13 protein-coding genes are annotated in these 14,951 nt (G+C 66.8%); 10 read left to right on the top strand and 3 right to left on the bottom strand.

The window, feature by feature from the left end:
- Positions 1-92: 92 nt before the first annotated feature.
- From AC1D2L_RS01205 to AC1D2L_RS01175, 7 genes are all read left to right on the top strand, one after another.
- Entirely contained in the window at positions 93-1,697 is a 1,605-nt protein-coding gene (locus AC1D2L_RS01205; RefSeq protein WP_476843985.1) for an ABC transporter substrate-binding protein, read from the top strand.
- A gap of 210 nt (positions 1,698-1,907) precedes the next feature.
- Positions 1,908-2,885: an ABC transporter permease gene (locus tag AC1D2L_RS01200; RefSeq protein WP_476843984.1), complete on the top strand. Its 978-nt coding sequence runs from the start codon at positions 1,908-1,910 to the stop codon at positions 2,883-2,885.
- Positions 2,886-2,887: 2 nt separating this feature from the next.
- Positions 2,888-3,718, top strand: a complete 831-nt coding sequence (locus AC1D2L_RS01195; RefSeq protein ID WP_476843983.1) for an ABC transporter permease — start codon at positions 2,888-2,890, stop codon at positions 3,716-3,718.
- Positions 3,715-5,343, top strand: a complete 1,629-nt coding sequence (locus AC1D2L_RS01190; RefSeq protein WP_476843982.1) for an ABC transporter ATP-binding protein — start codon at positions 3,715-3,717, stop codon at positions 5,341-5,343. Before AC1D2L_RS01195 ends, AC1D2L_RS01190 begins: the two co-directional genes overlap by 4 nt.
- Positions 5,344-5,455: 112 nt before the next feature.
- Positions 5,456-6,217: an SDR family oxidoreductase gene (locus AC1D2L_RS01185; protein ID WP_476843981.1), complete on the top strand. Its 762-nt coding sequence runs from the start codon at positions 5,456-5,458 to the stop codon at positions 6,215-6,217.
- A 121-nt stretch (positions 6,218-6,338) separates the two neighbouring features.
- Positions 6,339-6,995: a cation efflux transmembrane domain-containing protein gene (locus tag AC1D2L_RS01180; protein WP_476843980.1), complete on the top strand. Its 657-nt coding sequence runs from the start codon at positions 6,339-6,341 to the stop codon at positions 6,993-6,995.
- Between the two features lie 30 nt (positions 6,996-7,025).
- Positions 7,026-9,011, top strand: a complete 1,986-nt coding sequence (locus tag AC1D2L_RS01175) for an acetyl/propionyl/methylcrotonyl-CoA carboxylase subunit alpha (RefSeq protein ID WP_476843979.1) — start codon at positions 7,026-7,028, stop codon at positions 9,009-9,011.
- A 114-nt stretch (positions 9,012-9,125) separates the two neighbouring features.
- Here the strand turns inward: AC1D2L_RS01175 and AC1D2L_RS01170 are convergent, their stop codons facing one another.
- Positions 9,126-9,893, bottom strand: coding sequence for an SDR family NAD(P)-dependent oxidoreductase (locus AC1D2L_RS01170; RefSeq protein ID WP_476843978.1), 768 nt, complete (start codon positions 9,891-9,893; stop codon positions 9,126-9,128).
- Positions 9,894-10,006: 113 nt separating this feature from the next.
- Here AC1D2L_RS01170 and AC1D2L_RS01165 point away from each other — a divergent pair, with 113 nt between their 5' ends.
- On the top strand, positions 10,007-10,444 hold the full coding sequence (locus tag AC1D2L_RS01165) for a DUF1489 family protein (RefSeq protein WP_476843977.1): 438 nt from the start codon (positions 10,007-10,009) through the stop codon (positions 10,442-10,444).
- 112 nt (positions 10,445-10,556) lie between these two features.
- On the opposite strand, the gene panC is transcribed toward AC1D2L_RS01165, so the two are convergent.
- Positions 10,557-11,405, bottom strand: coding sequence for a pantoate--beta-alanine ligase (gene panC / locus AC1D2L_RS01160; RefSeq protein WP_476843976.1), 849 nt, complete (start codon positions 11,403-11,405; stop codon positions 10,557-10,559).
- A 134-nt stretch (positions 11,406-11,539) separates the two neighbouring features.
- Here panC and AC1D2L_RS01155 point away from each other — a divergent pair, with 134 nt between their 5' ends.
- Together AC1D2L_RS01155 and AC1D2L_RS01150 are read left to right on the top strand one after the other, a co-directional pair.
- Positions 11,540-12,289: a VWA domain-containing protein gene (locus AC1D2L_RS01155; RefSeq protein ID WP_476843975.1), complete on the top strand. Its 750-nt coding sequence runs from the start codon at positions 11,540-11,542 to the stop codon at positions 12,287-12,289.
- Positions 12,286-12,999 (top strand): DnaJ domain-containing protein, encoded by a 714-nt coding sequence (locus AC1D2L_RS01150; protein ID WP_476843974.1) that lies wholly within the window; start codon positions 12,286-12,288, stop codon positions 12,997-12,999. The genes AC1D2L_RS01155 and AC1D2L_RS01150 overlap by 4 nt, the downstream gene beginning before the upstream one ends.
- A 58-nt stretch (positions 13,000-13,057) precedes the next feature.
- Here AC1D2L_RS01150 and AC1D2L_RS01145 read toward each other — a convergent pair whose 3' ends face one another.
- Positions 13,058-14,758, bottom strand: a complete 1,701-nt coding sequence (locus tag AC1D2L_RS01145; RefSeq protein WP_476843973.1) for an SPOR domain-containing protein — start codon at positions 14,756-14,758, stop codon at positions 13,058-13,060.
- Positions 14,759-14,951 lie beyond the last annotated feature (193 nt).

Here is a 14,951-nt window from a genome sequence, read left to right as displayed (position 1 = left end):
CCGCGCCGACCGAAGCCTTAGCCTGCCTCACATCAGCTGACCGGCCCTTGAGTCCGCCATTCGGCGCCGAGGGCCATTTCAGGAGATCTGCCATGGATATGACCCGCCGCGCCGCGCTGCTGACCAGCGCCGCCATCGCCTCGAACGTTCTCTTCCCGATGCGGTCCTTCGCGCAGGAAACGCCGCGCAAGGGCGGCGTCTTCACGGTGCATTACGGCGCCGAGCAGCGCCAGCTGAACCCCAGCCTCCAGGCATCGACCGGCGTCTACATCATCGGCGGCAAGATCCAGGAACAGCTCGTCGATCTCGACGCAAACGGCAATCCGGTCGGCGTGCTCGCCGAGAGCTGGGAGACCACCCCCGACGGCAAGACCATCACCTTCAAGCTGCGCCCCGGTGTGAAGTGGCATGACGGCAAGCCCTTCACCTCGGCGGACGTGCAGTTCACCGCGATGGAGATGTGGAAGAAGATCCTGAACTACGGCACCACGCTGCAGCTCTTCCTCACCGCCGTCGATACGCCCGATCCGCTGACCGCCGTGTTCCGCTACGAGCGCCCGATGCCGCTCAACCTGCTGCTGCGCGCGTTGCCAGACCTCGGCTACGTCTCGCCGCGCCACATCTATGAGGGCAAGGGCGACATCCGACAGAACCCGGCCAACCTCGCCCCGATCGGCACCGGCCCGTTCAAGTTCGTCTCCTATGAGCGCGGCCAGCACGTCATCGCCGATCGCAATGCCGATTACTGGCGGCCGAACGCGCCCTATCTCGACCGCATCGTCTGGCGCGTCGTCACCGACCGCGCCGCGGCTGCGGCGCAGATGGAAGCCGGCCAAATCAACTACAGCCCGTTCTCGGGCCTGACGATCTCGGACTCCGCGCGCCTGTCGAAGGATCCGCGCTTCATCGTCTCGACCAAGGGCAATGAGGGCAACGCCCGCACCAACACGATCGAGTTCAACTTCCGCCGCAAGGAGCTGGCCGATATCCGCGTGCGCCGCGCCATCGCCCATGCGCTGAACATCCCGTTCTTCATCGAGAACTTCCTGGGCGACTTCGCCAAGCTCGGCACCGGCCCGGTGCCGTCGGTCTCGACCGACTTCTACCCGGCCGACAACGGCCCGCAGTACCCCTATGACAAGGCGCTCGCCGCCAAGCTGCTCGACGAGGCCGGCTTCAAGGCCGGCGCCGGCGGGACGCGCTTCTCGGTGCGGCTGCTGCCTGCGCCCTGGGGCGAGGACATCACCCTGTTTGCCACCTTCATCCAGCAATCGCTGGCCGAGGTCGGCATCAAGGTCGAGGTCGTGCGCACCGATGGCGGCGGCTTCCTGAAGCAGGTCTATGATGACCACGCCTTCGACCTCGCCACCGGCTGGCACCAGTACCGCAATGACCCGGCGGTCTCGACGACGGTCTGGTATCGCTCGGGCCAGCCCAAGGGCGCGCCCTGGACCAACCAGTGGGACTGGACCGACCCGACGATCGACAAGATCATCGACGACGCCGCCACCGAGGTCGACGTCGCCAAGCGCAAGGCGCTCTATGGCGACTTCGTGCGCCGCGCCAACACCGAGCTGCCGATCTGGACGCCGATCGAGCAGATCTTCCAGACGGTGATCACCGCCAAGGCCCGCAACCATTCCAACAATCCGCGTTGGGGCTCGAGCTCCTGGCACGACCTCTGGCTGGCCGAGTAAGCCGCCGACTCCACCTGAAGGCGGCAACGTCCGCGCTGTCATCCAGGATCTCCGCTTCGCTGCGTCACGCTGCGTCCGGGATGACGGCGTCGGCCGCTTGGCAGCGCACTCTCCTTGGGAGCCCTCGCTGGATGAGGGCTCCCATCTCAGCTTGAACACGACTAGTTTGGACTTCAACGTGCCGATCCGATTTCCCACACGGTGCATGACATGCGTGTGCTGAGCCTCGCGGGGCGGCGCCTCGCCGCCTCGATCCCGACCCTGTTCCTGATCCTGATCGGGGTGTTCCTGCTATTGCAGCTCGCACCGGGCGATACCGTCGATGCGCTGATGGCGCAGATGGGCGGGGGCGATGCCGCGACCGCCAAGCAATTGCGCGAGTTCTACGGGCTCGACCTCTCGGTCGGCGCGCAACTCGTGAATTACCTCTGGCGTCTCGTGCGGCTCGATCTCGGCTTTTCGGCGATCTACGGCAAGCCGGTTTCAACTGTCATCGCCGAGCGTCTGCCTGCAACGCTCCTGCTGATGATCGCATCGCTTTCGATTGCCTTCTTCTTCGGCATCATCCTGGGCGTTGTCGCGGCGCGCGGCGTCAACCGCTGGCCCGACACGCTGATCTCGACGCTAGGACTGGTCTTCTACGCCATGCCGACCTTCTGGTTCGGGCTGATGTCGATCGTCGTCTTCGCGATCTACCTGCAATGGTTGCCGGCCGGCGGCTTCGAGGACATCACGGTGGGCCTCACCGGCCTCGCGCGCACGCTCGACATCGCCCGGCATCTCGTGTTGCCGACGCTGACGCTCGCGCTGTTCTACATGGCGATCTATCTGCGGATCATGCGTGGCTCGATGCTCGAGGTCCTGAACCTCGATTTCGTCCGCACCGCCCGCGCCAAGGGCATGGACGAGACCCGCGTGGTGGTGAAGCACGTGCTGCGCAACGCGCTCCTCCCAATGGTGACGCTGATCGGCCTGCAGGCCGGCACGATGCTCGGCGGCTCGGTGGTGGTCGAAAGCGTCTTCTCGCTGCCGGGGCTCGGCCGTCTGGCCTATGAATCCGTCATCCAGCGCGACCTGAACACGTTGCTCGGCATCGTCTTCGTGTCGGCCCTTCTGGTCATCGCCGTGAACTTCATCGTCGATCTTCTCTATGCCCGGCTCGACCCGCGCATCACGACGGGGGCCTGAGCATGGCTGTCCTCAAGCTCTATTTCCGTAGCCCGCCGGCGATTATCGGCCTGTTCCTGCTGCTTTGCGTGCTCGCCATGGCGGCGTCGGCGAGCTGGCTTTACCCGCGCGACCCGCTGGCGCTCGCAGGGCGGCCGCTGGTCTGGCCCTTCGCCAATCCGCGCTTCCTGCTCGGTACGGACAACTCCGGCCGCGACATCGCTGCGCAGATTTTCCACGGCGCCCGCATTTCGCTGCTGATCGGCCTGGTCGCCACCGCGATCTCGATCCTGATCGGCATCACCGTGGGCGCGCTGGCCGGCTATTATGGCGGCTGGGTCGACACCGCGCTGATGCGCGTCACGGAAGCGTTCCAGACCCTGCCGAACTTCCTCCTTCTGCTGGTGCTGGTCGCGGTCTTCGGCTCGACGATCACGACGGTGACGGTGGCGATCGGCATCGTCTCCTGGCCGGCCTCGGCCCGTCTGACCCGCGCCGAGTTCCTGTCGCTGCGCAACCGCGAATTCGTCCAGGCCGGCCGCACGCTCGGCCTGCGCGATGCAAAGCTGATCTTCGGCGAGATCCTGCCCAACGCATTGCCGCCGGTCATCGTCTACGCCTCGGTCGTGATGGCTATCGCCATCCTGCTCGAAAGCGCGCTCGCCTTCCTGAAGCTGTCGGACCCCAACGTTGCCTCCTGGGGCAATCTGATCGGCGCCGGCCGCGATGTGCTGCGGGTGCAGTGGTATGTATCGGCCATTCCCGGCGTCGCCATCCTCGTCACGGTGCTGGCGGTCTCGCTGGTCGGGCAGGGCCTCAATGACGCCCTCAATCCAAGGCTGAAGGGCCGATGAACGCCATTCTTCAACTCGACGCCGTCAGCGTCAGGCTGCCCAAGGGCGCCGATCGCTCGCATGCCATGCAGGAGGTCTCGCTCACAGTCGCGGCCAACGAGATCCTCTGCGTCGTCGGCGAGTCCGGCTCGGGCAAGTCGATGACCGCCAATGCGATCATGCGGCTGCTGCCGGGCAATGTCGAAATCGACGCCGGCCGCATCCAGTTCGAGGGGCGCGATCTCGCCAAGATCGGCGAAGCCGAGATGCGCAAGGTCCGCGGCGCCGGCATCGCCATGATCTTCCAGGAGCCGATGACGGCGCTGAATCCGCTGCGCAGCATCGGCGACCAGATCGGCGAGATGTTCGAACTTCACACCGATCTCTCGAAGAAGGAGATCGCCGCCCGCGTGCTCGAACTGCTGGAGGAGGTCCGGATACCGGATCCCGCCCAGGCGGCGAAGGCCTATCCGCACGAACTCTCCGGCGGCCAGCGCCAGCGCGCCATGATCGCCATGGCACTGGCGCTCGACCCCAAGGTACTGATCGCCGACGAGCCCACCACTGCGCTGGACGTCACGACGCAGGCGCAGATCCTCGAACTCATCCGCGACATGCAGCGCCGCAAAGGCACGGCCGTGTTGTTCATCACCCATGATTTCGGCGTTGTCGCCGAGATCGCCGACCGCGTCGTCGTGATGCGGCAGGGCCGGGTGGTGGAGCAGGGCACCACGAGCGCCGTGCTCGACAACCCGCAGCACGCCTACACCAGGCAGTTGATCGCGGCCGTGCCGCCGCTGAAGGCGCCGCCGCCGCGTCCGCTGTCGTCCGAACCGATCCTGACGATCGAACATGTCTCCAAGACCTATCGGACGGGTGGTTTCCTGGGACGCGGACAGCGCGTCACGCATGCGGTCAAGGACGTCTCGCTGCTGCTGCCGAGAGGCGGCACGCTCGGCATCGTCGGCGAGTCCGGTTCCGGCAAGTCGACGCTGGCACGTTGCTTGGTGCGCCTGATAGATCCCGAGAGTGGCGAGATACGCCTCAACGGCCGCGATCTCGCAAAGCTGACCCGCGAGGAGATGCGGGCCGAGACGCGCCATATCCAGATGGTCTTCCAGGATCCCTTCGCCTCGCTGAACCCGCGTCGCAAGGTCGGCGAACTCGTCGCGCAGGGCCTGATCGTCCATGGCACGCCACGCGCAGAGGCGCTGGCGAAGGCGCGCGAGTTGTTCGCGCTCGTCGGCCTCGATCCGGCCTCCACCGATCGCTATCCGCACGAGTTCTCGGGGGGGCAGCGCCAGCGTGTCGGGCTTGCCCGTGCCTTGGCGCTGGAGCCGGACGTGCTGGTCGCCGACGAGCCGGTCTCGGCACTCGATGTCTCCGTGCAGGCGCAGGTGCTGAAGCTTCTGGCAGATTTGCGCGAGAGGCTCGGCCTTTCAATCGTGTTCATCACCCATGACCTGCGCGTCGCGGCGCAGGTTTGCGATCTCGTGGCGGTGATGCGCCGTGGCGAAGTCGTCGAGGCCGGGCCTATCGGCGAGGTTTTCGGCAATCCGCAGCATGCCTATACGCAGGCGCTGCTGGCCTCGATCCCAGGCCGTGAATTCGGCCTTAATCGACGCGCCGAGCCGGTGCCCGCCTGAGCCCACGCAAAAGCAAGGCTGCTTCTCGTCAAAGCCTGTTCCGTATCCGGCGCGCGCTGCTAAGGTCGCGCCGCATCTAAAACGGTTAAGCCAAAAAACGACGAGGATACGCATGTCTGGGCACAACAAGGTCGCCATCATCACCGGTGCGGGTTCGGGCGTCGGCCGCGCCGTCGCGATCGCATTCCTGAAGGACGGCTACCGCACCGTCCTGGCCGGCCGCAGGGCCGACGCGCTGCAGGAGACGATCACGCTCTCCGGCGCTCCGGCGGAGCAGGTTCTTGCTGTCCCGACGGATGTCACCGACCAGGCCTCGGTGCAGAACCTCTTTGCCAAGACCAAAGAGGCGTTCGGCCGTCTCGACGTGCTGTTCAACAATGCCGGCGTCAATGCGCCCGGCGGGATCATGCTGGAAGACCTGACGCTCGCGCAGTGGCAGGCGGTGGTCGATACCAATCTGACGGGGCCTTTCCTGTGCACGCAGGAGGCCTTCAAGCTGATGAAGGCGCAATCGCCCATGGGCGGCCGGATCATCAATAACGGCTCGATCTCGGCCCATGCGCCGAGGCCGAATTCGGTGGCCTACACGGCGACCAAGCATGCGATCACCGGCCTGACCAAGACCGCCGCGCTCGACGGGCGCAAATACGACATCGCGGTGGGCCAGGTCGATATCGGCAACGCGCTGACCGAGATGGCCAAGCGCATGACCACCGGCGTTCCGCAGGCCGACGGCACCAACAAGGTCGAGGCGGTGATGGACGTCGACAATGTCGCGACCACAGTACTGCACATGGCCAACCTCCCGCCGGAGGCGAACGTGCTGTTCGTCACGGTGATGGCTACCAAGGCGCCCTTCGTCGGCCGCGGCTGAAGCGTCACGCGTCATTGCGAGCGCAGCGAAGCAATCCAGATCTGCTGTGTTCCGCGGTCCCTGGATTGCTTCGTCGCTGCGCTCCTCGCAATGACGAACCCGCAATGCGGAGGACCTGGAGATGGCGGATCAACGCGCCGACCCCTGGGTTGCCCGCGCCTACACGCTCACCATCTGGGGCATCGCGCTCGGCATTCTCGTCTTTGCGATCGGCGTGGTCGCCTGGGCGCTTGCGATCGGCAATACGCAGCTGTTCAAGGACGGCGTCGACTGGGTCTATGACATCGCGCTCTATGGGATTGCGGCCATCGTCTTCGGTCGCGATGCGCGCGCCGAGCGGGTGGCGGCGCTTATCATCGGCGCCGTCATGGCGATTGCCGGGCTGCACACGCTCTACGACCTCCGGGACAAGATCGTCAGCCCGCGCCCGATCGAGATCTGGACGCTGGGCTTCTCGGCCGGCAGCGCCATCGCGATCGCTCTCATCATCGTGGGCGTGCTCTGGCGCTTCCGGGGCGAGACGAATCCGGTCATCAAGGCGACCTGGCTTTCAAGTCGCAACGACGCGGTCTCGACCGCTGGCTTCGCGCTGGTCGGGCTGGTCGCGCGGGCCGCGCCGGTGCGGTGGCCGGAATATCTGTTCGATATCGTCATCGCCGCGATCTGTTTCCAGGCGAGCTGGGCGATCTGGCGCTCTGTCCGCGACTCCGCTGCCGGCGCCGCCGCCCAGCCGGATTTGCGCAACAAGGCGCAGACAGAGCCCTTCGGCGGGCTATAAAGGCACAGACGTCTCGTCAGGATGCCGCTCATGTCGATCGCCCAGAAACTGCCTTCCATCCTGATCGCCAATCGCGGCGAGATAGCCTGCCGGGTGATCCGTACGGCCAGGCGGCTGGGCCTGCGCACCATCGCCGTCTACTCCGACGCCGACGAGGAGGCGCTCTTCGTCGAGATGGCCGACGAGGCCTATCGCATCGGCCCGGCCCCGGCGCGCGAGAGCTATCTCGACGCCGACAAAATCCTGGCCGTGGCGAAGCAGGCCGGCGCCGCCTGCATCCACCCAGGCTACGGATTTCTCTCCGAGAACGCCGATTTCGCCGATGCCTGCGCGGCTGCGGGCATCGTCTTCGTCGGGCCGCCGGCCTCCGCCATCCGCGCCATGGGGCTCAAGGACGCCGCCAAGGCGCTGGTCGAGAAGGCGGCCGTACCCGTGGTGCCGGGCTATCACGGTGCCGAGCAGCATGTCGCGTTCCTCGCCAAGGAGGCCGAGCGCATCGGCTACCCCGTGCTGATCAAGGCGGTCGCGGGCGGCGGCGGCAAGGGCATGAAAAAGGTCGATCGCCCCGGGGATTTCGCCGACGCGCTGACCAGCGCCCAGCGCGAGGGCCAGAACGCCTTTGGCGATGCTCGTGTACTCGTCGAAAAATACGTGCTCTCGCCGCGCCATGTCGAAATCCAGATCTTTGGCGACAGCTTAGGCAATGTTGTCCACCTCTACGAGCGCGACTGCTCGCTGCAGCGCCGCCACCAGAAGGTGATCGAGGAGGCGCCGGCACCCGGAATGACCGACGAGGTCCGCGCCGCCATGGGCAAGGCCGCGACGGAAGCGGCGAGGGCGGTCGGCTATGTCGGCGCCGGCACCGTCGAGTTCATCGCCGACGGGCGCGAGGGTCTGCGCGCCGACCGCTTCTACTTCATGGAGATGAACACCCGGCTCCAGGTCGAGCATCCCGTCACCGAGGCGATCACGGGGCTCGATCTCGTCGAGCTTCAGCTCAGGGTCGCTGCCGGCGAACCGCTTGGATTTACCCAGGCGGATGTGACGGCGACAGGCCACGCCGTCGAGGCCCGGCTCTATGCCGAAGATCCGGAAAAGGGTTTTCTGCCGTCCACCGGCAAGCTCTGGGCGCTCCAGTTCCCCGAGGGCGAGGGGATCCGCATCGACACCGGCGTCGAGGCCGGCGACACCGTCACGCCGTTCTACGACCCGATGATCGCGAAGGTGATCGCCCATGGCGCAACGCGCGACGAGGCGCTCGACCGGCTCGGCGCGGCGCTGGGCGAAACCATCGTCGCCGGCCCCCGTACCAACCTCGCTTTCCTCAAGAAGCTGACCGAGGCCAAAGGCTTTCGCGAGGGGCCCTTCGATACCGGCTTCATCGAGCGCAACATCTCCGCGTTGGGCGCCGAGCCCCAGCCGCTCGATGCCGCGGCGGTCGCGGCGGCTGCGCTGCATCTCGAGGAGGAACGGGAACTCGCCGGCATCCTCCAGGCAGCGGAGCGCACCGATGGCGAGGCGCGATCGCCCTGGCTGGTGGCGGATGCCTTCTCGCTGATGCCGCGCCCGGTGCTCGGCCTGCCGCTGCTGGTCGATGGCGAGCGCGTCGAGGCGCAGATCGAATGGCATGAGGAGGGCGCTCGCGTCAGCCTGCCCGGCCACGAGATCGACGAGGGCGAGCACGAGATCGCGCTGGCCGAGGCCGAGCGCGGCGTTTTCCTCGCGTTGCATAATGGCCGGCAGACGGCGGTTTCGTTGTTCGATCCGTTCAGCGTCGATCTCGATGCGGCGGGCGGCTCCGGCGGCGTCATCAAGGCGCCGATGCATGGCAAGCTGATCGCGCTTTTCGTTGCCGTCGGCGAGACCGTGCTGAAGGGCCAGCGCCTGGCCATCGTCGAGGCCATGAAGATGGAACACGTCCTGACCGCCCCGCGCGACGGCACCGTCACGGAGGTCGTGGGCGAGCCCGGCGCTCAGGTGGCCGAGGGCGCGAAGGTCGTGGTGCTGGGCGAGTAGTATCAGCCTGAGCAAACACCGTCATTGCGAGCAAAGCGAAGCAATCCAGGGGACGTAGCGCCCTGCACTCCTGGATTGCTTCGTCGCTGCGCTCCTCGCAATGACGGCGAGGGCTCAATCCCGGCCGATGATCGGGAACTGCTCGACCTCGTAGATCTGCCCTGAGACCGGCGCGCTTTCCTCCGAGAGCCAGAATGCGGTGTGCGACGCGACCTCTTCCGGCTGCATGATCTGGCCCGACGGCGCGTTGCGCAGCGGCACCGCGTTCTGCCAGCCGGGCTTGCGGCCCTCGCGCTGCTGCGTGGCGTCCTCGTTGGCGGTGAAGGTCCAGCCGACATTGAGCTGGTTGACGCGGATGAGTTCGGGCCCGAGCGTGTTGGCGAGGTTGCGCGTCATCGTCATCAGCGCTCCCTTCGACATCGAATAGACCGTCAGGTTCGAGAGCCCGCAATAGGCATTGATCGAGCCGACCGTGACGATGGCGCCGGGCGATTTCTGCAGGCGGAAGGCGCGGATCGCGGCCTCCGCGCAGAGCAGGGGGGCCCGCGTGTTGATCGCGAACATGTGGTCGAAGAAGACGGCCGTCGTCTCGCCGAGCACGCCGCGGGGATAGATGCCGGCATTGTTGACGAGCCCGTCGATGCGCCCGAAGGCTTTCACCGTGGCGTCAACGATCGCCTGGGCGGTTGCGGGGTCGGCGAGGTCTCCCGTGACGCCGTGCGTAGCCGCGCCGAGGTGGCGACAGGCTGCATCGACCTCTGCCTGCTCGCGCCCGTGGATGACAACCTTGGCTCCCTCGGAGACGAGGCGCTCGGCCATCGCGTAGCCGATCCCACTCGTCGCGCCGGTGACGAGAATGGCCTTGCCTGAAAGTCCGCGCATCGGTCCAGATCTCCTCATGGATTTGAGTACAGCCGCACTGAGCGGCCGTCACGTCTGTGGAGAAACGTCGCAGGTGCTGGCCGGGTTGCCCAGCCCGCAGTAAGTTGGCGGCCATGTCGCTTCATATGCTCAAGCTCTGCGTCGGCGCCGAATCGATCAGCGATCTCGAGGAATGGATCGAGGAACAGCAATTGCTGCGCCGCCGCTCCGGCCGCGCCGAGGAGCAGACGCACACAACCCGGATGGTGCCCAAGCGCGTCGAGGAGCTCGTCGACGACGGTTCGCTGTATTGGGTGATCAAGGGCCAGATATCGGCCCGGCAGCGCCTGCTGGAAATCAGGCCGTTCACGGACAGCGACGGCATCGGCCGCTGCCATCTCGTGCTCGAGCCGGTCGTGGTCGCGGTCGAGCCGCGTCCCTGCCGCCCGTTCCAGGGCTGGCGCTATCTCGCCGACAAGGACAAGCCGCGGGACATCTCCAGCCGCAGCGGCGACCTCGGCATCATGCCCGAGGAGATGCGGCGGGAACTGGCCGAGCTGGGATTGTTGTGAGCCAAACCGTCATTGCGAGCGAAACGAGGCAATCCAGGAGCGGCAGCGCTCTACGTACCCTGGATTGCTTCCGCTTCGCTCGCAATGACGATGAGCTGGCCTAGGAGGCGCGTTACACGCCGATATTGTCGATCAGTCGGGTCCCGCCGATCCGCGCCGCCACCAGAATGCGGATTGGCCCATCGGCGAGCGAGGTGATCGGCGCCAGCGTCTCGGCGTGCCGCGCCTCGAGATAGTCCAGCTCGAAGCCGGCCGAGATGATCGCGCCCTGCGCGTCGGTGACCGCCTTGAAGAGATCGTCTCGGTTGCGCAGCCGCGCCGCCAGCGTCTGCATGACCTCGTGCAGCAGTGGCGCCAGCGCGCGATGCTCGGCCGAAAGGTAGCGGTTGCGCGAGGACATCGCTAACCCATCGGCCTCGCGGAAGGTCGGCAGCGGCACGATCTCGATTCCGAGATCGAGGTCGGCGGCCATGCGGGTCACCACCTTGAGCTGCTGGTAGTCCTTCTCGCCAAACACCGCGAAATCGGCGCGGCTCTGCGTGAACAGCTTTGCGCAAACCGTTGCCACGCCTTCGAAATGAGTTGGCCGGAACCGGTCGTCCAGCCCCACCGCAGCCGGGCCCAGCAGCAGGATGCGGGTCGCGAAGCCGGCGGGATACATCTCCTCGACGGGCGGGAAGAACACCGCGTCGCCGCCGGATTCGGCGAGCATGGCGCAGTCACTGTCGAAGGTGCGCGGGTACTTCTTGAAATCCTCATGCGGCGCGAACTGCGTCGGGTTGACGAAGATCGAGGTGATCACCCGCCTTGCATGCTTCTGCGCCTCCTTCACCAGCGCGATATGACCGGCATGGAGCGCGCCCATGGTCGGCACCAGCGCAACCTTGTCCCCGGACGCGTGCCAGCCGGCGACCGCCTCGCGCATGGCAGCAACCGTTTCGAAAACCGCGATACCGGACATGGCGCTTCTTTCGTGTGAGCTCTCAGCCGGGCTGAGTTCGATGTTGGGCGTTCGCGGGGACGGGTAGCAAATGCGCCGCCGATGGCCAATATCAGAGATGCCGCGCCGGCCGCTGTTCTACTCACGAAGGCTCCATGACCGACAAGACCAACCGCTCCCTCGACAAGGCCGCCGCAACGGGCGTAGCGGGCCGCTCCGCGCCTGGCGAGATCGATCGCTTTCTGGGTGCCGCGCGCCAGCTCGCGCCGCTGGCGACAGGCGAGGCCGGGCGACTTGTCTTCGCGCTGGACGCCACGATGAGTCGCCAGCCGAGTTGGGACCTCGCCTGCTCTCTGCAGGGCCGCATGTTCGAGGTCGCGGCGGCAACCGGCGGGCTGGCCGTGCAACTGGTCTATTTTCGCGGTCTGGCGGAATGCCGGGCCTCGGGCTGGGTCGGCGAGCCCCAGCGACTGAAGGGCATGATGCAGAAGATCCAGTGCGTAGGCGGCCAGACCCAGATCGCGCGGGTGCTCAAGCACGTCCGTGACGAGGCCAACGCGGTGCCCCTGCGCGCTTTCGTGCTGGTCGGCGACGCCATGGAGGAGGATGCCGATGCGCTCGCGGCGCTTGCCGGTGAACTGGGCCTGCGCGGCATCCGTGGCTTCCTGTTCCAGGAGGGGCACGATCCCGCCGCGAGCGCTGCTTTCGCGATGATGGCACGGCTGACCGGCGGGGCTCATGCCCGCTTCGACGTCAATGCGCCGGGCTCGCTGCTGGATCTGCTGCGCGGCGCTGCGGCCTACGCCAGCGGCGGGCGCGAGGCATTGTTTAAACTCGCCGGCGCAAGCCCCGCCGTCAAAGGCCTGCTCGGTTCGATCGACGGCGCCGGGAGGGCTTCACGGTGACGTTGCTCTTCGGTGTCGCCGTCGTCATCGTGATCTGGTGGGCGTCGAAAATCTTCGCCAGCGCCAATCCGAAACTGCTGGCCAAGGCTGTGAAGACGGGCGGCGGCATCGTCGCGCTCGGCGTGGCCGGGCTCCTGATGCTGCGCGGCCGCCTCGACATGGCGATCTTCGTCGGCGGCGTCGGCGCCTGGCTGCTGGGCTGGAGCGCCTATGGTCCAGGTGGCATCCGGTTTCCGTGGGGCAATGACAAGATCGAGACAGCAGGCAAACGCTCGAAGGTCGCCTCCGCGATGTTGGCCATGGAACTCGACCATGACAGCGGCGGGATGACCGGACAGGTCACTGGCGGTGCCTATGCCGGACGCGACCTCGACAGTCTTAGCCTGCCAGAGATCGCGACGCTGATGCGCGAATGCCTGGCGCGTGATCCAGAGGGTTCGCGCCTGCTAGAGGCATATCTCGACCGCCGGACGCCCGGCTGGCGTGAAGACGCAGACCGTCACGCTCACGCGGGGCAGGGCGGCGCGTCGAGCGCGGGCGCGATGTCGCAGCAGGAGGCCTACGAGATCCTGGGGCTTCAGCCGGGGGCGGGCGAGGCCGCGATCCGCGATGCCCATCGGAGCCTGATGAAGCGGATTCATCCGGATGCCGGCGGCTCCAGCGGCCTGGCCGCTCGCGTCAATCAGGCCAAGGACGTCCTTCTGAAGTGACGTGAAGGGCTGGGAGAGGGGGTGTATCATGGGGACGTTCCGACCTTTCCCGTGAGGCTCAGCCGCGCGTCGCGAAGCAGGCGAAACCGTCGCGCTTCAGTTTGGCGCAGGCGATGTTGGCGTCCTTGGAGTCGTCGAAGCCGGCGAAGCGTGCACGGAAGAGCGTGGCGCCACCCTTCTCGACCTTCTCGGTGAAGCCGGAGGCGACAGCGAGCGGGCCGGAGGCCTTGGAGCGGGCGCGGGCCAGGATGTCCTTGGCCTTGGCCTCGTCATCGGTCGCGCCGAGCTGGATGATCCACTTGCCGGAAGCCACGGCCGGGGCCGAGCGAACCTCTGTGGCCTTGGGCTCTGCGGCGGCCTTGGCGAGGGCGGTGATGCCGCCGTCAAGCTTCTTCTCTGCGACCACGGGGGCGCTCTCGGGCTGGCGCAACTCGATTTTGCGCTGCTCGGGCTTGGCGTCCTGCGGCCTGGCCTCGGCCAGCTTCTGCGCGACCGGCTGATCCTCGGGCTCGGCGACCTTGGCGATCGACGAGGTCACGTCGACATTCGCCGGCGGGCGCAGGACCTTGCCGTCCACGGCAGGTGCGCCGATCGACCAGCGCATGGCGGACGGCGTCGTGGTTGCCGTGACGGTGCGCATGTTCGAGATCTGAAGCGGGGGAGCACCGGCATTGATCGGGCGCGGCGGCGCGATCGGCGTCGTGGTGGTGGCAGACAGCGCGGTGTAGGCGCGGGCTGCGGCCGGGATCTGCTGCTCGGGCTGCTGGACGCGCGGGCGCGGCACCGGCAACGGCGCGGGCTCTGCGGCGGCGGCCGTCACGACGGGCTGCGGCGCTGCGACAGCGACCGGGCGACGCGGCGGCTCGTCCTGCTCGATGGCTTCGGCGACCATGGTCGAGGCGCGGCCGGAGGTGGCGGCACGGGGCAGGTTGGCGACCACGAGGTCGGCCATGATCTTGTCGCGCGAGGCACCCGAACGGCCGCCGAGCACGATGGAGACGATCTGCCGGCCCTCGAGCTTCGCGGAGGTCATCAGGTTGAAGCCCGAGGCGCGGGTGTAACCGGTCTTGATGCCGTCGACGCCTTCGATCCGGCCGAGAAGCCGGTTATGGCCGCGCACCGTGCGCTGGCCGTACTGGAAGGAGCGGGTCTGGAACAGCGGGAAATAGCGCGGGAAGCGCTCCTGGATCGCGCGGGCCAGGATCGTCAGGTCGCGCGCAGTGGTCAGGTTCGGCGGCGAGTGCGGCAGGCCATGGGGGTTGTGGAAGCGGCTCGAGCTCATGCCGAGCGCGCGCGCCTTGCGCGTCATCATCTCGGCAAAGGCCTCTTCCGACCCGGCGATGGCCTCGGCGACGACCACGGAGGAATCGTTGGCCGACAGCGTGATCATGCTCTTGATGACGTCTTCGACCGCAATCGTGGAGCCGGGACGCAAGCCGAGCTTGGTCGGAGGCTGCGAGGCGGCGTAGCTCGACACCTTGAGCTCGGAATCCATCGTGAAGCGGCCGCGCTCCATCTGCTCGAAGAGCATGTAGAGCGTCATGACCTTCGTCAGCGAGGCGGGGATGCGCGGCGCGTCTTCGTTAACGGCGTGCATCGTGCGGCCGCTCTTCACGTCCACGACCATGGCGGCGTAGGGCGGCGTATAGCCCCCGCCAGCATTGTGGTGGCGACGCTTGCGAGCCTCGGCAGGAGAAGCGACCACGCTGGCCGCAACCGTGACGATGCCGATCAATCCGACGAGCGTGCGAAGACGCACGCGCCGGGAACCAACGCTACCAAAAACCATGCAACTCGCCTCAACAGAACTCACGTCCCGATCCTGCGCCGCGTCAACAAACGTGGCGCGAAGGACACAGTTAGGGAGGTTAGGACGATGCGGTTACGGAGCCGTTAAAACTCTAACGATCCGCAACTGAACGGTCGGCGATTTCTGCAATGCGGGAGCGTCT

This window comes from Allobosea sp. P1_B10 (assembly GCF_056406735.1).
Note: the sequence above shows the minus strand (reverse complement) of the source record. Positions and strands in the feature narration are given on the sequence as shown.